Origin of the sequence: Escherichia sp. MOD1-EC7003, assembly GCF_002965065.1 — a bacterium.
Classification (GTDB): Bacteria; Pseudomonadota; Gammaproteobacteria; order Enterobacterales; family Enterobacteriaceae; genus Escherichia.
In genome coordinates, this window is the sequence record NZ_PTRE01000108.1 from 1 (window position 1) to 24,894 (window position 24,894).

Here is a 24,894-nt window from a genome sequence, read left to right on the forward strand (position 1 = left end):
TATCTTCGAGTGCCCACACAGATTGTCTGATAAATTGTTAAAGAGCAGTGCCGCTTCGCTTTTTCTCAGCGGCACAGGGTGTGCATAATACGCTTTCCCGCTACAGAGTCAAGCATTTTTTGCTTTTCTCTGTTGAGATTCTCAGGAGAACCTCGCTGACCCGGCGGCGTGTTTGCCGTTGTTCCGTGTCAGTGGTGGCGCATTATAGGGAGTTATTCCGGCCTGACAAGAGGAAATTTAAAATAATTTTCCGACCGCGCATTATTCAACCAAATCAATCTAAAACTGCCAGTTTTTCGAGCGTTTTGAAGCCGTAACGCTGTAAAACGGGCAATAATTGTTCAGTTTCTGGCGTCATTGCCATACAAAAGGCAATATTCGCATCGGCAGATTTTGCATCCGGGGCTTCATGTTCTAACAACCAGGCTGTTCGGCGGGCAATCGCTGCACCAGAATCCACCAGCCGTGTTCCCTCTGGTAGCACTTGTAACAGTTCGTCTTGTAGTAGAGGAAAATGGGTGCAACCCAGTACAACGGTATCTGGCGGCTCTTTCATTCTTAACCACGGACGTAAGATACGTTTTAGCGCATCCAGAGAAACCTCTTCACCATGCAGCTTCGCTTCAGCCAACTCGACCATCTCTGCCGAACCCAGCATTTCTATCTGGCATTCATTAGCGAAACGCGCGATCAGCTCATGAGTATAAGAACGTTTAACTGTTCCGCGGGTTGCCAGTAATCCGACAATGCCATTTGCCGTCAGACGTGCAGCAGGTTTAATCGCCGGCACGACACCAACAACCGGGAAGTCGAACTTTTCGCGTAAGGCAGGAAGTGAAACAGTACTGGCGGTGTTGCAAGCGACCACTGCCAGCGCAAGGGGATAACGCTCTTGCACTGCGGTGACAATTTCCACCACTCGCTCAACAATAAACTCTTCGCTTTTTTCGCCATACGGGAAAGCGACGTTATCGAAAGCATAAATGTAATGGAGATCCGGTAAGAGATGCCGGATCTCATCATAGACCGACAGCCCACCGACGCCGGAGTCAAACACCAGCACGGTGGGACGTGGTTCAGAAGGTGTAGCTGCCAGACAAGGTGTATTCCCGTCCTGCAGTTTGGTAGCCATAAACCGTCTCGTAATCTTTATCGAACAGGTTAGCTATTTTACCACGAACTGTCAGGTGAGAGGTGATTGGATACGACAATCCGATATCCCACAGGCTTACGCCGCCCATTTTGACGTCGCGCCCATTGTCGTAATCGTTATCGTAACGCTCCCCAATATACTGATACATGACGTTCCAGCCAAGTTCAGCAATTTGCCCGGTCAGTTCATACTTCACCTGCTGCTTCGCGCGGCGGTAGAGCACTTTGTCCGTCTGGTCATCACGCGGGTCGACATACTGCAATGTCAGGTGATGATCCACCGGGCCAGTGGTGAGATCCCCCGTCCACTCCACGCCTTTGATGGTGGCCGACTTCACGTTGATATACTGATTATTTTTGTAATCAATCAGGTTCTGGATTTCGTAACGGTAGATGGAAAGCCGCCAGTCAAGCGGCCCGGTCAGCCCCTCGATACCGGCTTCCCACTGTTTAGATTCTTCCGGCTTCAGGTTTGGGTTAGCAGCAATGCCCGGCCCATAAGTAGAGGCAAAGCGCGTCGCGCCGAACTGCTGGCCCAGCGAAGGCGCCAGGAAGCCGGTGCCATAGGAGAGCGTCGCGCGATAGCCTTCAACAAATTCCCAGCCTGCGGCGGTCTGCCAGGTACCATGCCAGCCGAACTGTTCGTCATGATCTTCACGTCCGGACGCTTCCAGCGTCACCGCGTCAATCTGCTGCTGTCCGGTCAGATACAACCCGGTGGTGTCACGTTTGTAAGTATCCGCCAGAGTCGTGCTGCTGGAGGTGAGCTTTTCCTGCTTCCAATCCACGCCGCCGCTAATCGCCCCGTGCCCGACTTCAACGTTATTACCCCACTGGATATAGCGCTGTTCCATATCATCCAGCGTCGCCTCACCGGCATAGCGACCGAGATCGTTACTGTAGTTGTAGTTTTTCAGACGCTGATAGTTAGCGATCAGTTGAGTGGAATAAATGCCGGAGCTGTAGCGCAGGCCGGTGTCCCAGGATTGATTGTAGCTCTGGGTTTCGTCATTGCCGCCAGCATAGCCGTACGCGCCCTGATCGTAGTCGCTGTTGGCGGTATAGCCATAGCCGCGGAAGAAGCCGGAGAAATTGTCGTCAAACTGATGCTGCACGCCGCCGAGGAATAACTTATTGCGGTAGCCGTCGCGATCGCTATCGCCGCTGTAAGAAGAGTTCGGTTGAACGTTGAAGCCATTCGTCGTCTGGTAAGCGCCCGCGGCCGTCACCACCGTGTCGCCAAAGCGTTTATTCACCGCGCCGTCATAGGTTTGATAGCCATCGGTCCCCACGCCTGCGTTAATCTGCGCGCGTTCGTTGTCGCTCATGGTAATGATATTCACCACGCCGCCAATGGCCCCGGAGCCATAAACCGCTGAACGCGGCCCGCGAATATACTCCACGCACTGCACTAATGAGACGGGGATCTGGCCGATATCGATGTCGTTAGAGATACCCGCACGCGCCATCGGCACGCCATCGATCAGCACCAGAACATGACGGCCTTCAGTGCCGCGTACATAAAGAGAAGCGCTGTTACCCATACCGCCGCTCTGAGAGATATCGACGCCAGGCAAACGGCGCATCACATCATTCAGATCTTTCGACTGCCAGCGCTGAATATCATCACGCGTCACCACGTCGGTCGGCGCCAGCACGGTATTAACAGGTTGTTGGAAGCGATTGGCGGTAACCACCAGCGTGTCTGAAGTGCTGTCCTGCGCCCAGCCGGAAAATGCTGTGACAGAACACGCCGTCAGCAGCGAAGCTTTTTTAATCATTGTAAAGCATCCACAATAGAAAAAGGATGCCGCAGGTTTCATCAATATTACGCGATGATGAGAACCAGATGCGACGTTGGCCGGCAGGTCTTCGGGCTTGGAGGGGTATCTAAGATACTGAGATGATGACTTCCCACCGGATGGCAGTGTCCGCATAACGCAATCATCGCACCTTTCCTTACCGCTGCGCGTCAGCTCCAGATTTGCACTGGATTCCCTATTAACTCACTGGACCGGCGAGTGGATGCTACAGGTTGTAACAAGTTGCTGTCCAGACGTAGTTCACAAATAGGAATTCATCAAGGTCTGGACATCTGATGAGCAATCCCTACAATCGCCGCGTACATTTCATTTTCAGGATACATCATGACCCCCGAACACCTTCCAACAGAACAGTATGAAGCGCAGTTAGCCGAAAAAGTGGTACGTTTGCAAAGTATGATGGCGCCGTTTTCTGACCTGGTTCCGGAAGTGTTTCGCTCGCCGGTCAGTCATTACCGGATGCGTGCGGAGTTCCGCATCTGGCACGATGGCGATGACCTGTATCACATCATTTTCGATCAACAAACCAAAAGCCGCATCCGCGTGGATAGCTTCCCCGCCGCCAGTGAACTTATCAACCAGTTGATGACGGCGATGATTGCGGGTGTGCGTAATAATCCCGTTCTGCGCCACAAGTTGTTCCAGATTGATTACCTCACCACGCTGAGCAATCAGGCAGTCGTTTCCCTGCTGTACCATAAAAAGCTGGATGATGAGTGGCATCAGCAGGCAGAAGCCCTGCGCGATGCACTGCACGCGCAGAATCTGAATGTGCATCTGATTGGGCGGGCAACGAAAACCAAAATCGCGCTGGATCAAGATTACATCGACGAACGTCTGCCGGTCGCAGGGAAAGAGATTATCTACCGTCAGGTAGAAAATAGCTTTACCCAGCCAAATGCAGCGATGAATATTCAGATGCTGGAATGGGCGCTGGACGTAACCAAAGGCTCAAAAGGCGATTTACTGGAGCTGTACTGCGGCAACGGTAACTTTTCATTAGCGCTGGCGCGCAATTTTGATCGGGTATTAGCCACCGAAATAGCCAAGCCGTCGGTCGCTGCCGCGCAATACAACATTGCCGCTAACCATATTGATAACGTACAAATTATTCGTATGGCGGCAGAAGAATTTACTCAGGCGATGAATGGTGTGCGCGAGTTTAACCGCCTGCAAGGGATCGATTTAAAGAGTTATCAGTGCGAAACCATTTTTGTCGACCCGCCGCGCAGCGGTCTGGACAGTGAAACCGAGAAAATGGTGCAGGCGTATCCGCGTATTCTGTATATCTCCTGCAACCCGGAAACGTTATGTAAGAATCTGGAAACATTAAGCCAGACGCACAAGATTGAACGTCTGGCTCTGTTTGATCAATTCCCCTACACGCACCATATGGAGTGCGGCGTATTACTAACGGCGAAGTAAAACCCATGCCGGATGCGCCAGCATCCGGCATGATACCGATTACTCAGCAACTTCCTGCTTACGGTTACGCATCTTCGCACCAATCCAGAACACCATAATGACGGACAGTACGGCTGGGAAGAAGTTAGAACCGATATCCGGATATTCCGCACGCACTACCGTGCTGTACAGCAGTACGCCGAGAATAAAACAAGCCGCAGCCAGACCCGGCAAGCCTACCGGCATGGAGCGATTAAGATAACGTTGATGCAGGCAGTAAACTGTCAGCACCAGGGAAATAATCGGGAATACAGAAAATGGCACAATGGAGCTAAACAACGCCGCAAAAGTACCATTAATCGATAAGCCAGCAACTAACGCCAGCAGCAGCGTACCTCTATCTTGATTTGCTTGTTTCATTACTCGTCCTTCACATTTCCCGGAGTGATTGCGGTTTTCTCTTGTTCACGGCGATACCAGTAATAAGCCCCTTTCGAAATCATTCGCAGTTGCAGTACCAGTCGCTCTTCTAATTGCCGACGCTGTTCAATGCCGACGTCCAACGCCTCGGCACCCGCACTGAAGACAATTGTCACCATGGCTTCGGCTTGCGCTTCAGTAAACGCACGCGGCATATGGTTTTCGATTTCCAGATAGTCCGCAAGTTCCGCAATGAAGTGCTGAATTTCACGCGCAACGGCGGCACGAAACGCAGCGGAGGTGCCAGAGCGTTCCCGCAATAATAACCGGAAGGCGTTGGGATTATTACCGATGAACTCCATAAATGTGGAGACCGAGGTGCGGATCACACTCCCGCCTTTGGCGATACGCTGACGCGCCTGGCGCATGAGTTGACGCAGCATTAAACCGCTCTCATCAACCATGGTCAGACCCAGTTCGTCTACGTCGCGGAAATGCCGGTAAAAAGAGGTGGGAGCAATGCCCGCTTCTCGCGCCACTTCACGCAAACTCAGGCTGGCGAAGCTGCGTTCAGCACTCAATTGGCTAAATGCGGCTTCCACCAGCGAACGGCGGGTTTTTTCTTTTTGTTGCGCTCTTACGCCCATCACGATGTCTGAATCCTTGCCAAAAGTACTGCTGGCACTATACCAGAGAATGAACATACTGGATTGCTCCAGTGTTGTGAATGAACGGTAACGCAATAAAACATATTTACTGCAATTCTTTGGCCGGTTCTTTTACGAACAACAACGCCAGCATCGACAACAACGTGCCGCCCCCCAGATACCACGCCGGAGCCGTCAAACTATCCAATAACACGATAGATTGCGTGGCGAAATACTGTGCAAACCCACCAAAGATTGCCACACCAATGCTATAAACCAGCGCGAAGCCTAACGCCCGAATCCGTTTCGGCAACAGTTCGGAAATCAACAACATTACCGGTACACCGCCAAGCGTGGTAAAGCTGACCATCACGAAGACTACCGTCAGCAACATGCCAGGGCTTGGGTAATTCACCAACAGCCAGAACGAAGGCCAGCTACAGATCAGTACCATGACACGCGAGATTAAAATCAGCTTTTTACGCCCAACCGAATCACACAACATCCCCACCAGCAGCGCACCCACAAATGTAATAATCCCCGCCAGTAACATCGCGGCATGGGTATAATGTTGAGGCATTGCCAGATACTTCGCCGCCCAGGTGCCATAGTAAAAGAGGGAGATATAGGTTGCGACCGTACTACCAATCGCGAGTAAAACACCGTTAATGATGGTCGCTTTATGTTGCAGGAGCAGAGAGAGCGTGCTTTCGCGGGCAGCATTTTTTTTATTGCGTACAGGTTCAGGCACATCATTTTCCAGGCTCAGACGCAACCAGCAACCGATAGGTGCTAATAACACGCCAATAAAAAACGGCACACGCCAGCCCCATTCGGCCATTACAGTTTCTGAACCGGTCGCAAAGGGCAGCCATACACTTAAACCTAAAGCGACAACACCCCCAAAAGTTGTTGCCAGTCCCTGGGTCGCCAGCGACCAGCTACTGTAAAAGCCGCGACGATTTGCCGGCGCTGACTCCACCAGTAGCGACATTGAAGCCCCAACTTCACCGCCTGCTGCAACCCCCTGAATCAAACGGGCAAGTACCAGAGTTGCCGTTCCCCAATAGCCCGCAGTTTCATACGTCGGTGCGATACCAATCATCAGTGTACCGAAGCTCATCAGGGCAATGGTGAACACCATCGCGGGTTTGCGTCCGAAGCGATCGGCCCAGGCCCCCACGATAATGCCGCCGAGTGGACGCATAAAAAAGCTCACGCCGAAAGTGGCAAATGCCAGCAGTAGCGCGACGTTTTTATCAGCGCTGGGCGGGAAAAATAGCGTACTGATATAGACCACAAAAAAGTTGTAAACGCCAAAATCGAAAAATTCGAGCGCATTACCAAATGCCGAGGCAAAAATCACCCGCTTGCCGCTGGGCTTTTTCTTCACACTCACGGTTTCATTTACGATCGCCGTCATTCCATGTTCCTTGCCAAAAAGAGTTGTTGTGTGTGCTGTTTTTTTATTTATTGCAGCCAGGCTTCAACCAGTGCGCCCCAGTAGCTGCTTGCCGGGACCAGGCTTGCATCGTTGAAGTCGTAACCGGGGTTATGCACCATGCATGCACCGTCTCCAACATCGCCATTACCGAATAACAGAAAAGCGCCTTTTGGCTGGGCTTCCAGCATGAAAGAGAAATCCTCACTGCCCATCAAAGGCTTGATGCCAAACTCGGCCCGATCTTCACCAAACGTTTTACACGCCACCTGCCTGGCGAAGCGCGCCATCTCCTCATCATTCACTAATACCGGTGTGCCATTGACATGCGTAACCTCAGCCGTAGCGCCAAAGCTAACAGCCTGGGCTTGTGCCAGAGCAGGAATACGCTTCAGAAGAAGTTGTCGGGTATCGCGGCTAAGAGAACGGACGCTGATTTTCATCTCAGAACTGTCAGGAATGACGTTAGCCGCCTCACCCGCAACAATGCTACCGACGGTAATTACCGCCGCTTCCAGCGGATCGACATTGCGCGACACAATGCTTTGCAATGCGGTGGTGATATGTGCGGCAATCAGCACCGGATCAATGGCTTTGTGCGGGATCGCACCGTGTCCACCACAACCACGAACCGTAATATGGAACTGATCCATTGACGCCATCAGCGCCCCTGGCTGGAAATAAAACTTACCCACTGGCAGACCGGGCATGTTATGCATGCCGAAAATGACATCGCAGGGGAAACGGTCAAAAAGCCCCTCTTTAACCATGATCTCACCGCCATTAATCATCTCTTCCGCAGGCTGGAAGATAAGACGTAACGTGCCGTTAAAACGGCGGGTTTCGGCAAAATAACGCGCGGCACCCAGCAGTATAGTGGTATGCCCGTCATGCCCACAGGCGTGCATTAAACCAGGATGTTTACTGATCCAGGGCTTGCCACTATTTTCATAAATTGGCAACGCATCCATATCTGCCCGCAGGCCAATACTTTTCTTTCCGTCACCCACTTTTAACGTGGCTACCACGCCGGTTGTCGCCAGCCCTTGCTCAACCTCATAGCCCCACTGGCGCAGCTTTTCCACCACCAACGCACTGGTTTTAAATTCTTGTAATCCTAACTCTGGGTTTTCGTGGATCTGATGGCGGATCTCGCGCAACTCTTCCTCAAACCCACAAATATAGTGTTCGATCATCGGCTATTCCTTTATTCACTTATATACTCGTCATACTTCAAGTTGCATGTGCTGCGACGGCGTTCGCTCACCCAGCCACTTACTTATGTAAGCTCCTGGGGATTCACTCGCTTGCCGCCTTCCTGCAACTCGAATTATTTAGAGTATAAACAGGCTAATTAACGGATTTTATTGATGGTATAAATACAAATAAATCATCAATATAAAATACTTATATATTTGTTTTATAAGAAGATTCCACAAAGACAATAACAAAAAAGCACGCTTCAGCAAGATAAAACTATCAGCCATAAGAAAAAGCGATTAATAGTGAATTAATAAAGTAAGAAGGGGGAAGACAAAGCAAAGGCCGCTCACGATATAGCCAGATAAATGACGGGGATCAATTGGCTTACCCACGATAAAATGTTACCATTCTGTTGCTTTTATGTATAAGAACAGGTAAGCCCTACCATGCCACATTCCTACGATTACGATGCCATAGTAATAGGTTCCGGCCCCGGCGGCGAAGGCGCTGCAATGGGCCTGGTTAAGCAAGGTGCGCGCGTCGCAGTTATCGAGCGTTATCAAAATGTTGGCGGCGGTTGCACCCACTGGGGCACCATCCCGTCGAAAGCTCTCCGTCACGCCGTCAGCCGCATTATAGAATTCAATCAAAACCCACTTTATAGCGACCATTCGCGACTGCTCCGCTCTTCTTTTGCCGATATCCTTAACCATGCCGATAACGTGATTAATCAACAAACGCGCATGCGTCAGGGATTTTACGAACGTAATCACTGTGAAATATTGCAGGGGAACGCTCACTTTGTTGACGAGCATACGCTGGCGCTGGACTGCCCGGATGGCAGCGTCGAAACACTAACCGCTGGAAAATTTGTCATTGCCTGCGGCTCTCGCCCTTATCATCCAACAGACGTCGATTTTAACCATCCACGCATTTACGACAGCGATTCAATTCTTAGCATGCATCATGAACCGCGCCATGTACTTATTTACGGCGCTGGAGTGATCGGCTGTGAATATGCGTCGATCTTCCGTGGTATGGATGTAAAGGTGGATCTGATCAACACCCGCGATCGGCTGCTGGCATTTCTCGATCAAGAGATGTCCGATTCTCTCTCCTATCACTTCTGGAACAGCGGCGTAGTGATTCGTCACAACGAAGAGTACGAGAAGATCGAAGGCTGTGACGACGGTGTGATCATGCACCTGAAGTCAGGCAAAAAACTGAAAGCCGACTGTCTGCTCTATGCCAACGGCCGCACCGGTAATACCGATTCGCTGGCACTGCATAATATTGATCTGGAAACTGACAGTCGCGGACAGTTGAAGGTCAACAGCATGTATCAGACCGCGCAGCCGCACGTTTACGCAGTGGGCGACGTGATTGGCTATCCGAGCCTGGCGTCGGCGGCCTATGACCAGGGGCGCATTGCCGCGCAGGCGCTGGTGAAAGGTGAAGCCACCGCACATCTGATTGAAGATATCCCTACCGGTATTTACACCATCCCGGAAATCAGCTCAGTGGGCAAAACCGAACAGCAACTGACCGCGATGAAAGTGCCGTATGAAGTGGGCCGCGCCCAGTTTAAACATCTGGCACGTGCACAAATCGTTGGTATGAACGTGGGCACACTGAAAATTTTGTTCCATCGGGAAACGAAAGAGATTCTGGGCATTCACTGCTTCGGGGAGCGCGCTGCCGAGATTATTCATATCGGCCAGGCGATTATGGAACAGAAAGGTGGCGGTAACACTATTGAGTACTTCGTCAACACCACCTTTAACTACCCGACAATGGCAGAAGCCTATCGGGTAGCTGCACTAAATGGTTTAAACCGCCTGTTTTAACACTTTATCGAAATGGCCATCCATTCTTGCGCGGATGGCCTCTGCCAGCTGCTCATAGCGGCTGCGCAGCGGTGAACCTGGACGATAAACCAGGCCAATAGTGCGGCGTGGTTCTGGCTTAATGCACGGCAAATAAACAACCCCATCACGTTTGCGCTCCGGCGGCACTGCCAGCGCAGGCAGTAACGTGATCCCGCTACCTGCCGCCACCATGTTGCGCAGAGTTTCCAGACTGGTCGCACGGAAGTGTGTATCTTCATCTGCCCCGGCTTCAAAGCAAAAACCCATTGCCTGATCGCGCAAACAGTGACCATCTTCCAGCATCAGCAGTTTTTCCCCTGCCAGATCGGCCATCGGCACACATTCGCGGTTAGCCCACGGGTGATCTTCATAGATAGCCAGCAACATTGGCTCATCAAACAACGGCACTTCAATGAATGCTTCGCTCTCTTTCACCAGCGCGAGGATCACGCAATCGAGTTTGCCACTGTCCAGTTGCGCCAGTAACTGGTGGGTCTGTGCTTCATGCAGATACATTTCCAGCTTTGGAAAGGTCTGGTGCAGCATCGGGATAATATGCGGTAGCAGGTACGGTCCAACCGTGGGAATTAAACCAATGTGCAGCGGCCCGGACATTGTCTCGCCCTGCTGGCTTGCCATCTCTTTAAGGACTTTCACCTCACGCAGTACGGTACGCGCCTGATCCACCAGCAGCATTCCCGCCTGGGTGAACAACACTTTACGGCTGGTCCGTTCCAGCAACATCACGCCCAGCTCATCTTCCAGCTTACGAATTTGCCCACTAAGCGTCGGCTGGCTAACGTGGCAGGAATCTGCCGCACGCCGAAAATGGCGGTGTTCAGCCAATGCCACCAGGTACTCAAGATCACGAATATTCATTATCCATCCTCCATCGCCACGATAGTTCATGACGATAGGTAGAATAGCAATGAACGATTATCCCTATCAAGCATTCTGACTGATAATTGCTCACAGAAACGGAGCGGCACCTCTTTTAGCCCTTGAAGTCACTGCCCGTTTCGAGAGTTTCTCAACTCGAATAACTAAAGCCAACGTGAACTTTTGCGGATCTCCAGGATCCGCTTTTTTTATTCCATTGGCTACAGCTGGAGAGCCTGAACGTTAAGGTTACTCAATGCGATCTTTGACGATAAAGAAGTAACACAACGCCCCGGTGAACGTCACACAGGCCGCGATAACCAGCGCCAGATTAAACGAGTGCGTGGTATCCACTACCCAACCAGTTACGATCGGGGCAAAGGAAGCAAAGACAAAACTGCCAAAGTTTTGAATCCCGGCGATGGAAGCCACTTTTGTTTCTGACACCATCACCTGCACCAGTCCCCATGCAGATGTTCCCGCGAAATGCACACAGAACAGCGCCATTGAGATAAAGGCCACCGCCTGGGCTGGCGAGGAAGATTGCACGACCAGCAACGTCCCTAATGCCGACATCATCAAACCGCAGACAATAGCCGTTTTACGCGTCTTCGCCAGGTCGTAGCCTTTTTTCGCCAGTCGATCGACAACAATACCGTTAACCCACATCCCGACCGCCGCCGCGAGGAATGGAATCGCCGCTACCCAACCGGTTTTCGCCAAACTGAAACCTTGCTCGGCCTGCAAATAACCGGGTAACCACGCGATGTAGAGCCAACCGGTATAATTGACGCCGGAGAAACCTAAAATCATCCCCCAGGTTGTCCGATGCTTAAACAACGCCAGCCACTCGCTAAATTGCAGCTGTGGACGCGGTTTAATCGGCGCGGAGAGATATGTCCGTTCTTCCTCGGTCAGGACAAACTGTGCCCGGTTGCGGTACCACGCGTACCAACAGAGCCCAACCAGAATCCCCGCCACCCCGATGATGACGAACATTGCCCGCCACCCCCATGCCAGCTGCATCAATACAAGAGCTGGAGGCGCGATGGCCTGACCGATAACGGTAGATGAGTTAAAAATCCCCAACGCTGTGCCGCGTTCTTTTTGTGCATACCAGTCGGTGATCGATTTCACCCCCGCTGGCATAAATGGCGCTTCGCCAATCCCCAGACCAATACGCATTAAAATAAAGTGGCTAAAAGAATTAACCATTCCTGTTAATGCCTGCATTAATGACCAGAATATTAAGCCTGCGCCTAAAACTATTCGTGGGCCAAAGCGGTCTAACAAAATACCGGAAGGTAGTTGTGAAAAACCATAAGACAGAGAAAATGCAGAAAGCAAAAAGCCAAACTCTGTCGCCGATAATCCTAACTCGCCACGAATCGCTTCGCCTGCCACGCTCAATGACGAACGGTCGAGAAAATTAACGATCCCCGCCATAAATAATAAAACCAGCGTCACTGTCTGAATACGACGAATCCGTTGCGGTTTATTACCCGCAACACTGGTTGACACATCAACGTCCATTTTTAGCTCCTTGAGCGGAATTAATCGATTTGATGACTATTCAGAAAAAAATTAAGCGAACTGTTATTACCAGTTCCACAATGTGCCATCTTCCAGTCGGGCGACAGGGAGATACGCCGGGTCATACGGATATTTCGCTGCCAGCTTCTCATCGAAAGAAATACCTAGCCCCGGTTCATCGCCTGGGTGCATATAACCTTCATCGAAGCGCCAGCTGTGCGGAAAGACTTCAAGCATTTGTTCGGAATAGCCCATGTACTCCTGAACGCCAAAGTTTGGCACCCAGAGGTCAAAATGCAGCGCCGCCGCATGACAGATGGGCGATAAATCAGAAGGACCGTGCGAGCCGGTACGTACCTGATAAAGCGATGCAAAATCGGCAATCCGTCGCATTCCGGTAATGCCGCCTGCATGGGTAATTGTCGTGCGAATATAGTCAATTAGCTGCTCTTCGATTAACTGTTTGCAGTCCCAGATACTGTTAAACACTTCACCAACAGCAATCGGCGTCACGGTATGCTGGCGAATCAACCGGAAACATTCCTGGTTCTCAGCAGGTGTCGGATCTTCCATCCAGAACAGGCGGTAATCTTCAATGCTCTTTCCAAAGCGCGCCGCTTCGATGGGGGTAAGACGATGGTGCATGTCATGCAACAAATGCTCGTTAAAACCGAACTTATTGCGCACCGCCTCAAATAACTTCGGCGTAAAGTCGAGATACTTTTCTGAAGACCACAACTGCTCTTCCGGCCACAGGCCTTTGGTTGCCGGTTCGTACGCCAGTCCTTTGCCCTTCGCCAGGCCATAAGTGGTTTGCATCCCTGGCACACCGCATTGCACACGAATCGCCTTAAAGCCCATCTGCTGGTGCTTTGCATAATCTTCAAGGACTTCATCAATCGTGCGCCCGGTGGTGTGGCAATAAACCATCACGCCTTCGCGAGAAGCACCACCAAGCAGTTGATACAATGGCATATTTGCCGCTTTGGCTTTGATATCCCACAATGCCATATCAATAGCAGAAATGGACGACATCGTAACGGGGCCACGTCGCCAGTAAGCGCCTTTATAAAAGAATTGCCAGATATCTTCGATACGGCTGGCATCGCGGCCAATTAATTGTGGGCATAGATGATCTTTCAGATAAGAAGCGACCGACAATTCGCGACCATTTAACGTGGCATCTCCCAATCCACAAAGTCCGCTTTCAGTGGTTATTTTAAGCGTAACGAAATTACGTCCGGGGCAAGTAACAAAAACATCCGCAGCAATAATTTTCATTATTACAATCTCCTGTGTTGTAAATAAACGCTTCAAACTTAATTTCACGCCTACTACCATACAAGAGAGAAAGAGCGATTATTCAACCGTGATCACATTAAAAACAAAAATTTTCCCTGAGGAATACAAATACCCTCAAAAATCACTTTAGAAATTAATCATCGTTGTTAAAACAACGCGTTAAATAATCACATAACAAAACCACCTAAGCTAAAAAATGAACACAACAATAGAAATTAAGTATATTCCATTAATTAAAATGTGTATTGGTTGATATATTTAAAATATGATTTTCATGGTGGTGAGTAAACGTAAAGAAGACGCAGGAATAAAAAGGAATGTGATAATAATGGTTCTGGTTGGGCGTTAAATTTAAGGTCACCAGAATACTGACAAATTTCTGCCTGATGCGGCTTAAACGCCTTATCTGCCTACAAAGTGCGACACTATGTAGGCGTGATAAGCGAAGCGCATCAGGCTAAATCCCCATTCTCAGGGGAGCAAAACAACAAGATTTACCCCAACCGCGCCCTTGCAAAAGCAATCGCCTGCGCCACCTGCTGCGGTGAGACACCGCCTTTTGCTGCACGTTTGTCGAGGCACGATTGCAGCGACAGAATCGGATAGACATCTTCGCCAATCACCTCGCTGAATTGCTGCAACTCGGTGAGCGGCAGATCTTCCAGCGGTTTGCCCTGACGAATAGCTTCCACCACCGCTTCACCTACAATATGGTGCGCCTCGCGGAACGGTACGCCTTTCGCCACCAGATAATCCGCCAGTTCAGTCGCGTTCGCGTACCCCTGCTGCGCCGCTTCCTGGCAACGCGGACGTTTCACCTGAATGCCGTCCAGCACCAGCGCCGCCATATGCAGGCAGTCCAGCCAGGTATCGAGCGCGTCGAACAGACCTTCTTTATCTTCCTGCATATCTTTATTGTAAGCCAGCGGCAAACCTTTCAGCGTCATCATCATGCCGGTTAACGCGCCCTGCACACGACCGCATTTACCACGAATCAGCTCCAGCGCATCCGGGTTTTTCTTCTGCGGCATTAATGATGAACCGGAAGTCACGCGGTCAGAAAGCTCCACAAACCCCGCTTCGCCGGTGTTAAAGAAAATCAGATCTTCAGCAAAACGTGACAGATGCACCATGCCGATAGCGGCAGCAGAAAGCAGTTCCAGCACGTGGTCACGGTCAGAAACGCTGTCGAGACTGTTACGAGCCGCTGAAGCAAAGCCCAGCCAGCCAGCTAACTGTTCACGGTCGATTTCATAAGCCGTTCCCGCCAGTGCGCCACAGCCTAGCGGGCTGACATCCAGACGCTTAAGCGCATCCTGCAAACGGCTTTCATCACGCGCCAGCATCTCAACATAGGCCAGGCACCAGTGAGCGAACGTCACCGGCTGGGCGCGTTGCAGGTGGGTGTAACCCGGCATCACCGCGTCCTGATTATTCTGTGCGGTCTCCACCAGCGCCGATTGCAGCTGGCGGTTAGCCGTCAGCAACTCGCCAACGGTATCTTTGCACCACAGTTTCAGGTCAGTCGCTACCTGATCATTACGGCTACGCCCGGTGTGCAGTTTTTTGCCTAACTGACCCACCTTGTCGATCAGTTTGCCTTCCACCCAGCTATGGATATCTTCAGCGTCGCTTTCAAGGATTTGTTGTGGTCTGGCTCGAACATCTTCCAGCAGCACGTTCAGCGCCTCTTCCAGTTGCGCCTGTTCTTCTGCGGTTAACACGCCGACCGTTACCAGGGCTTTGGACCAGGCCACAGAGCCAACAATGTCCTGCTCTGCCAGACGGTAATCAAAGCGCAGTGAGTCGTTGAATTGTTTGAACCGTTGGTCTGCTGCCTGGGTAAAACGCCCGCCCCAAAGTGCCATAAATCTGTTTCCTCATTTTGAAATTCAATGCCGGAAAGCTGCGCCTCCGGCCAACAAAACTTAAGCTAAAATCCGCGTACCCATCGGCATACCGTTGAATAGTGCCGGAAGCTGTTCCGCATTACGCCAGGAGGCGATATCTACCGGGCGGCCCAGCGTGCGCGCAGCGTCCAGCGCCGCGTTCACTTTCACAATCATGCCGTCAGTAATAATGCCCTGCTCAATCAGTTGCTCTGCCTTCGCGGCGGTCATTTCGGCAATACGTTGCCCTTTGCCGTCGAGAATGCCGCTGACGTCGGAGAGCAAAATCAGATCCGCGCCCAGCGTTGCCGCCAGCGCCGTCGCTGCCTGGTCAGCATTGACATTCATCAGTTGCCCTTCGTCCGTTACACCAATGGAGCTAACCACCGGCAGATAACCGTTTTCCAGCAAGGTGTTGATAAGCTTAGGCGAACCTGGCTGAGCCAGTCCAACATGGCCTAACTCTTCATCGAGCTGAGTCACTTTTACGCTGTCGCCGTCACCGAGAAACAAACCTACGGCCACAATCTGATGTTTCTTCGCCCATGCCAGCAAGGTTTTATTTGCCGTTCCCGCCAGTGCTCCGGTGATAATGTCTATCTGATCCGCAGGCGTCACCCGCAGGCCGTTTTTCTTTTTCACTGGCAGATTCAGCCCTTTCATCAGCTCATCCACCACGCAGCCACCGCCGTGGACAATCACCAGCGGACGCTGATGTGACTCACGATAATTCACCAGTGCGCTAAACAGACGTTCCAGCGCCTCTTCGCTATCCAGCAGTACGCCGCCCAGTTTGATAATTAATGGATTCATTATTGCACCCTTAAAAAAGAGACTGCGTTTCCGCATAGCCGAAACGAATATTAGCGCACTGTACCGCCTGTGCCGCCGCGCCTTTCAATAAGTTGTCTTCGGTCGCCACAATAATCAGATGCTCGCCCTGAACGGCAAACCCGATATCGCAAAATGGCAGCCCGACGACATTTTTCAGCGCCGGAACGCCTTTGTCATACAGCCGCACCAGCGGTTTATGCGCATACGCCTGCTGTAATGCTTGCGCCACTAGCGCCTGGGTCACACCCGGCTTCAGGCGGCAGGTAATGGTTTCCAGAATACCGCGCGGGAAATTGCCCAGATGCGGGGTGAAGATAATGTCAGCACCGAGATGCGTGGCGATCTCCGGCTGGTGGCGATGGGTAAAGACGCCATACGGTTGCAGGCTAACTTCACAAAAACTATTTGAAATCGCTGCCTTACGTCCTGCACCGCTCACGCCGCTGGTGGCGTTAATCACCGGCCACTGACTGAGGTCGAGAAGATCGGCATCAATCAACGGTTTCAGCGCCAGTTGCGCCGCCGTCGGATAACAGCCCGGCACGGCAATCAAGTTCGCTTCTTTTAATTTACTACCGCACCACTCAGCCAGACCGTAGGCTGCCTGTTCCAGCAGTTCCGGGTATTGATGGGTAAAGCCGTAATATTTTTCATAGAAGGCAGCATCGTTAACACGAAACGCGCCGGAAAGGTCGAACACCACACAGCCAGCTTCAAGAAATTGTGGCGCTAAATCGTGACTAACTTCATGGGCAGTAGCAAGAAACACCACATCCCCCCCTGGGCTAAACTCACTGATATCCGACATCGGCTGCAACGGCAGATCAACAATGCCTTTTAACTGCGGATGCAAATCGGAGATTAACTTTCCCGCATCATTGCTTTGCGCTGAAACAGTCAAAGCGGTTATGTTCATATGCGGATGGCGATTTACATAGGTCACTAGCTCTGCGCCAGCGTAACCGCTGGCCCCCACAATCAGCGTATTCAACATCGGGGCTATTCACCTTCTTATGTCTGGTTGCCAGGTTAAACGTAAAACATTCACCTTACGGCTGGTGGGTTTTATTACGCTCAACGTTAGTGTATTTTTATTCATAAATACTGCATGAATATTGATACTATCATGACCAAAGGTATGTCAACAATGAAAAACAAATTACCGCCATTTATCGAGATTTACCGTGCTCTGATTGCCACACCTTCAATAAGCGCCACGGAAGAGGCACTCGACCAAAGCAATGCAGATTTAATCACTCTGCTGGCAGACTGGTTTAAAGATTTGGGCTTCAATGTGGAAGTGCAGCCTGTGCCAGGAACTCGCAACAAATTTAATATGCTGGCCAGTTGCGGACAGGGGGCTGGCGGCTTATTGCTGGCGGGGCATACCGATACGGTGCCGTTTGATGACGGTCGCTGGACGCGCGATCCGTTTACGCTGACAGAGCATGACGGCAAGCTTTACGGCTTAGGCACTGCCGACATGAAAGGTTTTTTTGCGTTTATCCTTGATGCGCTACGCGATGTCGACGTCACGAAACTGAAAAAACCGCTCTACATTCTGGCGACTGCCGATGAAGAAACCAGTATGGCAGGAGCGCGTTATTTTGCCGAAAATACCGCCCTGCGCCCGGATTGTGCCATCATTGGCGAACCGACGTCACTGCAACCGGTACGCGCGCACAAAGGCCATATCTCTAACGCCATCCGTGTTCGGGGCCAATCGGGGCACTCCAGCGATCCGGCGCGCGGAGTTAACGCTATCGAACTGATGCACGACGCCATCGGGCATATTTTGCAATTGCGCGATAGCCTGAAAGAACGTTATCACTACGATGCGTTTACCGTGCCATACCCCACGCTCAACCTCGGGCATATTCACGGTGGCGATGCCTCTAACCGTATTTGTGCTTGCTGTGAGTTGCATATGGATATTCGTCCGCTGCCAGGCATGACACTCAATGAACTTAATGGTTTGCTCAACGATGCACTGGCTCCGGTGAGCGAACGCTGGCCAGGTCGTCTGACGGTCGACGAGCTGCATCCACCGATCCCTGGCTATGAATGCCCGCCGAATCATCAACTGGTTGCAGTGGTTGAGAAATTGCTCGGAGCAAAGACTGAAGTGGTGAACTACTGTACCGAAGCGCCGTTTATTCAAACGTTATGTCCGACGCTGGTACTGGGACCGGGTTCCATCAATCAAGCCCATCAGCCTGATGAATATCTGGAGACACGGTTTATCAAGCCCACCCGCGAACTGATCACCCAGGTGATTCACCATTTTTGCTGGCATTAAAACGTAGGCCAAACAATGTCGGATGCGATGCTTGCGCATCTTATCCGACCTACACCTTTGGTGTTACTCGAGGCGATTTTTTAACATTCCCATAAGTTACGCTTATTTAAAGCGTCGTGAATTTAATGGCGTAAATCCCTGCTATTTACTCGTTTGCTGAAGCGATTTCGCAGCATTTGACGTCACCGCTTTTACGTGGCTTTATAAAAGACGACGAAAAGCAAAGCCCGAGCATATTCGCGCCAATGCGACGTGAAGGATACAGGGCTATCAAACGATAAGATGGGGTGTCTGGGGTAATATGAACGAACAATATTCCGCATTGCGTAGTAATGTCAGTATGCTCGGCAAAGTGCTGGGAGAAACCATCAAGGATGCGTTGGGAGAACACATTCTTGAACGTGTAGAAACTATACGTAAGTTGTCCAAATCTTCACGCGCTGGCAATGATGCTAACCGCCAGGAGTTGCTCACCACCTTACAAAATTTGTCGAACGACGAGCTGCTTCCCGTTGCGCGTGCGTTTAGTCAGTTCCTGAATCTGGCCAACACCGCCGAGCAATACCACAGCATTTCGCCGAAAGGCGAAGCTGCCAGCAACCCGGAAGTGATCGCCCGCACCCTACGTAAACTGAAAAACCAGCCAGAACTGAGCGAAGACACCATCAAAAAAGCAGTGGAGTCGCTGTCGCTGGAACTGGTCCTCACTGCTCACCCAACCGAAATTACCCGTCGTACACTGATCCACAAAATGGTGGAAGTGAACGCCTGCTTAAAACAGCTCGACAACAAAGATATCGCCGACTACGAACACAACCAGCTGATGCGCCGCCTGCGCCAGTTGATCGCCCAGTCATGGCATACCGATGAAATCCGTAAGCTGCGTCCAAGCCCGGTAGATGAAGCCAAATGGGGCTTTGCCGTAGTGGAAAACAGCCTGTGGCAAGGCGTGCCGAATTACCTGCGCGAACTGAACGAACAACTGGAAGAGAACCTCGGCTACAAACTGCCCGTCGAGTTTGTTCCGGTGCGTTTTACCTCGTGGATGGGCGGTGACCGCGACGGCAACCCGAACGTCACTGCCGATATCACCCGCCACGTCCTGCTGCTCAGCCGCTGGAAAGCCACCGATCTGTTCCTGAAAGATATTCAGGTTCTGGTTTCTGAACTGTCGATGGTTGAAGCCACCCCTGAACTGCTGGCGCTGGTTGGCGAAGAAGGTGCCGCAGAACCGTATCGCTATCTAATGAAAAACCTGCGTTCCCGCCTGATGGCGACACAGGCATGGCTGGAAGCACGCCTGAAAGGTGAAGAACTGCCAAAACCAGAAGGTCTGCTAACGCAGAACGAAGAACTCTGGGAGCCGCTCTACGCTTGCTACCAGTCCCTTCAGGCGTGTGGCATGGGGATTATCGCCAACGGCGATCTGCTCGACACCCTGCGCCGCGTGAAATGTTTCGGCGTACCGCTGGTCCGTATTGATATCCGTCAGGAGAGCACCCGCCATACCGAAGCGCTGGGCGAACTGACCCGCTACCTCGGTATTGGCGATTATGAAAGCTGGTCAGAGGCTGACAAACAGGCGTTCCTGATCCGCGAACTGAACTCCAAACGTCCGCTTCTGCCACGCAACTGGCAACCAAGCGCCGAAACGCGCGAAGTGCTCGATACCTGCCAGGTGATTGCCGAAGCGCCGCAAGGTTCCATTGCTGCCTACGTGATCTCGATGGCGAAAACGCCGTCCGACGTGCTGGCTGTCCACCTGCTGCTGAAAGAAGCGGGTATCGGGTTTGCGATGCCGGTTGCTCCGCTGTTTGAAACCCTCGATGACCTGAACAACGCCAACGATGTCATGACCCAGTTGCTGAATATCGACTGGTATCGCGGCCTGATTCAGGGCAAACAGATGGTGATGATTGGCTATTCCGACTCAGCAAAAGATGCGGGCGTGATGGCAGCTTCCTGGGCGCAATATCAGGCACAGGATGCATTAATCAAAACCTGCGAAAAAGCGGGTATTGAACTGACGCTGTTCCACGGTCGTGGCGGCTCCATTGGTCGCGGCGGCGCACCTGCCCATGCGGCGCTGCTGTCACAACCACCAGGAAGCCTGAAAGGTGGCCTGCGCGTGACCGAACAGGGCGAGATGATCCGCTTTAAATATGGTCTGCCAGAAATCACCGTCAGCAGCCTGTCGCTGTACACCGGGGCGATTCTGGAAGCCAACCTGCTGCCACCGCCGGAACCGAAAGAAAGTTGGCGCCGCATAATGGATGAACTGTCGGTCATCTCGTGCAATCTCTACCGTGGCTACGTACGTGAAAACAAAGATTTTGTTCCTTACTTCCGCTCCGCTACACCGGAACAGGAACTGGGCAAACTGCCGTTGGGTTCACGTCCGGCGAAACGTCGCCCGACCGGCGGCGTCGAGTCACTGCGTGCCATCCCGTGGATTTTCGCCTGGACGCAAAACCGCCTGATGCTTCCCGCCTGGCTGGGTGCAGGTACGGCGCTGCAAAAAGTGGTCGAAGACGGCAAACAGAGCGAGCTGGAAGCCATGTGTCGCGACTGGCCATTCTTCTCGACGCGTCTCGGCATGCTGGAGATGGTATTCGCCAAAGCAGACCTGTGGCTGGCAGAATACTATGATCAACGTCTGGTAGACAAAGCACTATGGCCGTTAGGTAAAGAGTTACGCAATCTGCAAAAAGAAGACATCAAAGTGGTGCTGGCGATTGCCAACGATTCCCACCTGATGGCCGATCTGCCGTGGATTGCGGAGTCTATTCAGCTACGAAATATTTACACCGACCCGCTGAACGTATTGCAGGCCGAGTTGCTGCACCGCTCCCGCCAGGCAGAAAAAGAAGGCCAGGAACCGGATCCTCGCGTCGAGCAAGCGTTAATGGTCACTATTGCAGGGATTGCGGCAGGTATGCGTAATACCGGCTAATCTTCCCTCTCCTGCAAACCCTCGTGCTTTTGCGCGAGGGTTTTCTGAAATACTTCTGTTCTAACCCCCTCGTTTTCAATATATTTCTGTCTGCATTTTATTCAAATTCTGGATATCCCTTCAGATATCCTTAAGGAATTGTCATTACATTTGGCGATATTTTTTTCAAGACAGGTTCTTACTATGCATTCCACAGAAGTCCAGGCTAAACCCCTTTTCAGCTTGAAAGCCCTGGGTTGGGCACTGCTCTATTTTTGGTTTTTCTCTACTCTGCTACAGGCCATTATTTACATCAGTGGCTATAGTGGCACCAACGGCATTCGCGACTCGCTGTTATTCAGTTCGCTATGGTTGATCCCGGTATTCCTCTTTCCGAAGCGGATTAAAATTATTGCCGCAGTGATCGGCGTGGTGCTATGGGCGGCCTCTCTGGCGGCGCTATGCTACTACGTCATCTACGGTCAGGAATTCTCGCAGAGCGTTCTGTTTGTGATGTTTGAAACCAACACCAACGAAGCCAGCGAGTATTTAAGCCAGTATTTCAGCCTGAAGATTGTGTTTATCGCACTGGCCTATACGGCGGTGGCAGTTCTGCTGTGGACACGCCTGCGCCCGGTCTATATTCCAAAGCCGTGGCGTTATGTTGTCTCTTTTGCCCTGCTTTATGGTTTGATTTTGCATCCGATCGCCATGAACACGCTTATCAAAAACAAGCCGTTTGAGAAAGCGTTGAATAACCTGGCATCACGCATGGAACCTGCCGCACCGTGGCAATTCCTGACTAGCTATTATCAGTATCGCCAGCAACTAAATTCGCTAACAAAGCTACTGAATGAAAATAATGCATTGCCGCCGCTGGCTAATTTTAAAGATGAATCAGGTAACGAACCGCGTACCTTAGTGATGGTGATTGGCGAGTCGACCCAGCGCGGACGCATGAGTCTGTACGGTTATCCGCGTGAGACCACGCCAGAGCTGGATGCGCTGCATAAAACCGATCCGAATCTGACCGTGTTTAATAACGTGGTGACATCGCGTCCGTACACCATTGAAATCCTGCAACAGGCACTGACTTTCGCCAACGAAAAGAACCCGGATCTGTACCTGACGCAGCCGTCGCTAATGAACATGATGAAACAGGCAGGTTATAAAACCGTCTGGATCACCAATCAGCAGACAATGACCGCCCGCAACACCATGCTGACGGTATTTTCGCGCCAGACCGACAAGCAGTACTACATGAACCAGCAACGTACGCAGAGTGCACGTGAATACGACACCAATGTGCTGAAGCCGTTCCAGGAAGTGCTGAAGGACCCGGCGCCGAAGAAAATGATCATCGTTCATCTGCTGGGTACGCATATCAAATACAAATACCGCTACCCGGAAAATCAGGGCAAGTTTGATGGCAATACCGATCATGTTCCACCGGGATTAAGCGCAGAAGAGCTGGAGTCATATAACGATTATGACAATGCTAACTTGTATAACGATCATGTCGTTGCCAGCCTGATTAAAGACTTTAAAGCAGCAGACCCGAACGGATTCCTGGTTTATTTCTCTGACCACGGTGAAGAGGTTTACGACACGCCGCCGCACAAAACTCAGGGGCGTAATGAAGACAACCCGACGCGTCATATGTACACCATTCCGTTCCTGCTGTGGACGTCGGAAAAATGGCAAGCGACTCATCCGCGTGATTTCTCGCAGGATGTTGATCGTAAATACAGCCTGGCTGAACTAATCCACACCTGGTCAGATTTGGCGGGCTTATCTTACGACGGTTACGATCCAACCCGTTCAGTGGTGAATCCGCAGTTCAAAGAAACCACCCGCTGGATTGGTAATCCGTATAAGAAAAATGCGTTGATTGATTACGACACGCTGCCGTATGGCGATCAGGTAGGTAATCAGTAATTATCAACCAGGAGCTATTTGCCGGATGCGGCGTAAACGCCTTATCCGGCCTACTGGGCTTTTGGATCTCCCATCAGGCCACACTTTTCAGGTGGCCTTTTTTCACAATGCCAGTTACTGTTTTCCCGTCTACATACCGAAGGGAATTACATGTATCACGACGTCAGCTATCTGCTCTCCCGCCTGATAAACGGCCCGCTGTCCCTGCGCCAGATTTACTTTGCCAGCAGCAACGGCCTGGTCCCCGATCTCGCGTATCAGGTCGATTTTCCACGACTGGAAATTGTGCTGGAAGGTGAGTTTGTTGATACCGGCGCTGGCGCGACGTTAGTTCCCGGCGATGTGCTATACGTTCCCGCTGGCGGCTGGAATTTCCCACAATGGAAAACACCCGCTACCACCTTTAGCGTGCTGTTTGGCAAACAGCAACTCGGCTTCAGCGTCGTGCAATGGGATGGCAAACAATATCAAAATCTGGCGAAGCAACATGTCGCCCGACGCGGCCCACGCATTGGTTCTTTTCTGCTACAAACGCTCAATGAAATGCAAATGCAGCCACAGGAGCAGCAGACGGCAAGGCTTATCGTCACCAGCCTGCTTAGCCACTGCCGCGATTTGCTCGGCAGCCAAATCCAGACCGCCTCACGCAGCCAGGCACTATTTGAAGCTGTTCGTGATTATATCGACGAACGCTATGCCTCCGCGCTTACCCGCGAATCTGTCGCACAGGCATTCTATATTTCGCCAAATTACCTCTCGCACCTGTTTCAAAAAACGGGGGCCATTGGTTTTAACGAATATCTGAATCACACGCGACTGGAGCACGCTAAGACGTTATTGAAAGGCTATGACCTGAAGGTAAAAGAAGTGGCGCACGCCTGCGGCTTTGTCGACAGCAACTACTTCTGCCGTCTGTTTCGTAAAAATACCGAACGCTCACCGTCGGAATATCGCCGGCAATACCACAGCCAACTGACAGAAAAACCGACTACTCCAGAATAAGATGGGTTTGCTGCGGCGCAGAAAGCACTTTGCGCACCGCGCTCATTACCCGCTGCGGCTCACGCAGAAAAGCGTAGATACTGCATTGCACGTAGCGACAATGTTCAAATCGCTCGGCACCGGCAAGCTCGATATCCGTAATCAACAGCGCAACATCTGCCCGGTGGATATCCTCGTCCGCTAAACGATTCTCCGTTCCCAGCGCGCCCTGAGTTTCAATGCTGACTCCCCACTTCTCTAACAGGCACAACTTTTCCAGCCGTTCCGCAGCCATATAAGTATGCGCCACGCCACTGACGCAGGCGGTTACTGCCACCAGGTATGCCAT

General features: G+C 51.5%; 19 protein-coding genes and 1 riboswitch. Of the genes, 6 read left to right on the forward strand and 13 right to left on the reverse strand.

Features of this window, described 5'->3' with window-relative positions; all coding sequences use genetic code 11:
• Window positions 1-274: 274 nt before the first annotated feature.
• Both murI and btuB read right to left on the reverse strand, forming a co-directional pair.
• Window positions 275-1,132 carry a glutamate racemase gene (gene murI, locus A7090_RS18090; RefSeq protein ID WP_105275056.1) on the reverse strand — a complete coding sequence of 286 codons (858 nt, stop codon included), beginning with the start codon at window positions 1,130-1,132 and terminating at the stop codon, window positions 275-277.
• The gene (gene btuB / locus A7090_RS18095) at window positions 1,077-2,933 is read right to left on the reverse strand and encodes a TonB-dependent vitamin B12 receptor BtuB (RefSeq protein WP_105275057.1); all 1,857 of its coding nucleotides are present in this window, start codon (window positions 2,931-2,933) and stop codon (window positions 1,077-1,079) included. Before btuB ends, murI begins: the two co-directional genes overlap by 56 nt.
• 65 nt (window positions 2,934-2,998) lie before the next feature.
• Window positions 2,999-3,186: riboswitch (cobalamin riboswitch) on the reverse strand.
• Window positions 3,187-3,299: 113 nt separating this feature from the next.
• Here btuB and trmA point away from each other — a divergent pair.
• Window positions 3,300-4,400 carry a tRNA (uridine(54)-C5)-methyltransferase TrmA gene (gene trmA, locus A7090_RS18100; RefSeq protein ID WP_105275058.1) on the forward strand — a complete coding sequence of 367 codons (1,101 nt, stop codon included), beginning with the start codon at window positions 3,300-3,302 and terminating at the stop codon, window positions 4,398-4,400.
• Between the two features lie 39 nt (window positions 4,401-4,439).
• Here the strand turns inward: trmA and A7090_RS18105 are convergent, their stop codons facing one another.
• The 4 genes from A7090_RS18105 to A7090_RS18120 all read right to left on the reverse strand — a co-directional run bounded on the left by A7090_RS18105 (window position 4,440) and on the right by A7090_RS18120 (window position 8,083).
• Window positions 4,440-4,799: a YijD family membrane protein gene (locus A7090_RS18105; RefSeq protein WP_105275059.1), complete on the reverse strand. Its 360-nt coding sequence runs from the start codon at window positions 4,797-4,799 to the stop codon at window positions 4,440-4,442.
• Window positions 4,799-5,449: an HTH-type transcriptional repressor FabR gene (fabR, locus tag A7090_RS18110; RefSeq protein WP_123056971.1), complete on the reverse strand. Its 651-nt coding sequence runs from the start codon at window positions 5,447-5,449 to the stop codon at window positions 4,799-4,801. The genes A7090_RS18105 and fabR overlap by 1 nt, the downstream gene beginning before the upstream one ends.
• 103 nt (window positions 5,450-5,552) lie before the next feature.
• On the reverse strand, window positions 5,553-6,869 hold the full coding sequence (locus A7090_RS18115) for a citrate-proton symporter (RefSeq protein WP_105275060.1): 1,317 nt from the start codon (window positions 6,867-6,869) through the stop codon (window positions 5,553-5,555).
• Between the two features lie 47 nt (window positions 6,870-6,916).
• Window positions 6,917-8,083 (reverse strand): M20 aminoacylase family protein, encoded by a 1,167-nt coding sequence (locus A7090_RS18120; protein WP_105275061.1) that lies wholly within the window; start codon window positions 8,081-8,083, stop codon window positions 6,917-6,919.
• A 453-nt stretch (window positions 8,084-8,536) separates the two neighbouring features.
• On the opposite strand from A7090_RS18120, the gene sthA reads away from it, so the two are divergent.
• Window positions 8,537-9,937, forward strand: coding sequence for a Si-specific NAD(P)(+) transhydrogenase (gene sthA / locus A7090_RS18125; protein ID WP_105275062.1), 1,401 nt, complete (start codon window positions 8,537-8,539; stop codon window positions 9,935-9,937).
• Here the strand turns inward: sthA and oxyR are convergent.
• The 6 genes from oxyR to argC form a co-directional block, all read right to left on the reverse strand.
• A complete protein-coding gene (gene oxyR / locus A7090_RS18130; RefSeq protein WP_001025939.1) occupies window positions 9,920-10,837 on the reverse strand; it encodes a DNA-binding transcriptional regulator OxyR in 918 nt (305 codons plus the stop codon). The two genes, sthA and oxyR, sit on opposite strands and share 18 nt — an antisense overlap.
• A 249-nt stretch (window positions 10,838-11,086) precedes the next feature.
• Complete coding sequence (locus A7090_RS18135) at window positions 11,087-12,370, reverse strand: MFS transporter (protein WP_105275063.1); 1,284 nt, start codon at window positions 12,368-12,370, stop codon at window positions 11,087-11,089.
• Between the two features lie 66 nt (window positions 12,371-12,436).
• Window positions 12,437-13,651 (reverse strand): D-mannonate dehydratase ManD, encoded by a 1,215-nt coding sequence (manD, locus tag A7090_RS18140; protein ID WP_105275064.1) that lies wholly within the window; start codon window positions 13,649-13,651, stop codon window positions 12,437-12,439.
• Between the two features lie 515 nt (window positions 13,652-14,166).
• Entirely contained in the window at window positions 14,167-15,540 is a 1,374-nt protein-coding gene (gene argH / locus A7090_RS18145) for an argininosuccinate lyase (RefSeq protein ID WP_105275065.1), read from the reverse strand.
• Window positions 15,541-15,600: 60 nt separating this feature from the next.
• Window positions 15,601-16,377: an acetylglutamate kinase gene (argB, locus tag A7090_RS18150; RefSeq protein ID WP_105275080.1), complete on the reverse strand. Its 777-nt coding sequence runs from the start codon at window positions 16,375-16,377 to the stop codon at window positions 15,601-15,603.
• Between the two features lie 7 nt (window positions 16,378-16,384).
• Window positions 16,385-17,389: an N-acetyl-gamma-glutamyl-phosphate reductase gene (gene argC / locus A7090_RS18155; protein WP_105275066.1), complete on the reverse strand. Its 1,005-nt coding sequence runs from the start codon at window positions 17,387-17,389 to the stop codon at window positions 16,385-16,387.
• Between the two features lie 153 nt (window positions 17,390-17,542).
• Between argC and argE the strand changes: the two genes are divergently transcribed.
• The 4 genes from argE (at window position 17,543) to A7090_RS18175 (ending at window position 24,566) form a co-directional block, all read left to right on the forward strand.
• Window positions 17,543-18,694, forward strand: coding sequence for an acetylornithine deacetylase (gene argE, locus A7090_RS18160; protein WP_105275067.1), 1,152 nt, complete (start codon window positions 17,543-17,545; stop codon window positions 18,692-18,694).
• A gap of 301 nt (window positions 18,695-18,995) precedes the next feature.
• On the forward strand, window positions 18,996-21,647 hold the full coding sequence (ppc, locus tag A7090_RS18165; RefSeq protein WP_105275068.1) for a phosphoenolpyruvate carboxylase: 2,652 nt from the start codon (window positions 18,996-18,998) through the stop codon (window positions 21,645-21,647).
• 183 nt (window positions 21,648-21,830) lie between these two features.
• Window positions 21,831-23,564, forward strand: a complete 1,734-nt coding sequence (locus tag A7090_RS18170; protein WP_105275069.1) for a phosphoethanolamine transferase CptA — start codon at window positions 21,831-21,833, stop codon at window positions 23,562-23,564.
• 150 nt (window positions 23,565-23,714) lie between these two features.
• A complete protein-coding gene (locus A7090_RS18175) occupies window positions 23,715-24,566 on the forward strand; it encodes an AraC family transcriptional regulator (protein ID WP_105275070.1) in 852 nt (283 codons plus the stop codon).
• On the opposite strand, the gene A7090_RS18180 is transcribed toward A7090_RS18175, so the two are convergent.
• Entirely contained in the window at window positions 24,553-24,894 is a 342-nt protein-coding gene (locus tag A7090_RS18180; protein ID WP_105275071.1) for a PTS fructose-like transporter subunit IIB, read from the reverse strand. The two genes, A7090_RS18175 and A7090_RS18180, sit on opposite strands and share 14 nt — an antisense overlap.

Coding starts and splice junctions, on each gene's coding strand:
- murI (WP_105275056.1), bottom strand. CDS start 1,132: ATGGCTACCAAACTGCAGGACGGGAATACACCTTGTCTGGCAGCTACA.
- btuB (WP_105275057.1), bottom strand. CDS start 2,933: ATGATTAAAAAAGCTTCGCTGCTGACGGCGTGTTCTGTCACAGCATTT.
- trmA (WP_105275058.1), top strand. CDS start 3,300: ATGACCCCCGAACACCTTCCAACAGAACAGTATGAAGCGCAGTTAGCC.
- A7090_RS18105 (WP_105275059.1), bottom strand. CDS start 4,799: ATGAAACAAGCAAATCAAGATAGAGGTACGCTGCTGCTGGCGTTAGTT.
- A7090_RS18115 (WP_105275060.1), bottom strand. CDS start 6,869: ATGACGGCGATCGTAAATGAAACCGTGAGTGTGAAGAAAAAGCCCAGC.
- A7090_RS18120 (WP_105275061.1), bottom strand. CDS start 8,083: ATGATCGAACACTATATTTGTGGGTTTGAGGAAGAGTTGCGCGAGATC.
- sthA (WP_105275062.1), top strand. CDS start 8,537: ATGCCACATTCCTACGATTACGATGCCATAGTAATAGGTTCCGGCCCC.
- oxyR (WP_001025939.1), bottom strand. CDS start 10,837: ATGAATATTCGTGATCTTGAGTACCTGGTGGCATTGGCTGAACACCGC.
- A7090_RS18135 (WP_105275063.1), bottom strand. CDS start 12,370: ATGGACGTTGATGTGTCAACCAGTGTTGCGGGTAATAAACCGCAACGG.
- manD (WP_105275064.1), bottom strand. CDS start 13,651: ATGAAAATTATTGCTGCGGATGTTTTTGTTACTTGCCCCGGACGTAAT.
- argH (WP_105275065.1), bottom strand. CDS start 15,540: ATGGCACTTTGGGGCGGGCGTTTTACCCAGGCAGCAGACCAACGGTTC.
- argC (WP_105275066.1), bottom strand. CDS start 17,389: ATGTTGAATACGCTGATTGTGGGGGCCAGCGGTTACGCTGGCGCAGAG.
- argE (WP_105275067.1), top strand. CDS start 17,543: ATGAAAAACAAATTACCGCCATTTATCGAGATTTACCGTGCTCTGATT.
- ppc (WP_105275068.1), top strand. CDS start 18,996: ATGAACGAACAATATTCCGCATTGCGTAGTAATGTCAGTATGCTCGGC.
- A7090_RS18170 (WP_105275069.1), top strand. CDS start 21,831: ATGCATTCCACAGAAGTCCAGGCTAAACCCCTTTTCAGCTTGAAAGCC.
- A7090_RS18175 (WP_105275070.1), top strand. CDS start 23,715: ATGTATCACGACGTCAGCTATCTGCTCTCCCGCCTGATAAACGGCCCG.
- A7090_RS18180 (WP_105275071.1), bottom strand. CDS start 24,894: ATGGCATACCTGGTGGCAGTAACCGCCTGCGTCAGTGGCGTGGCGCAT.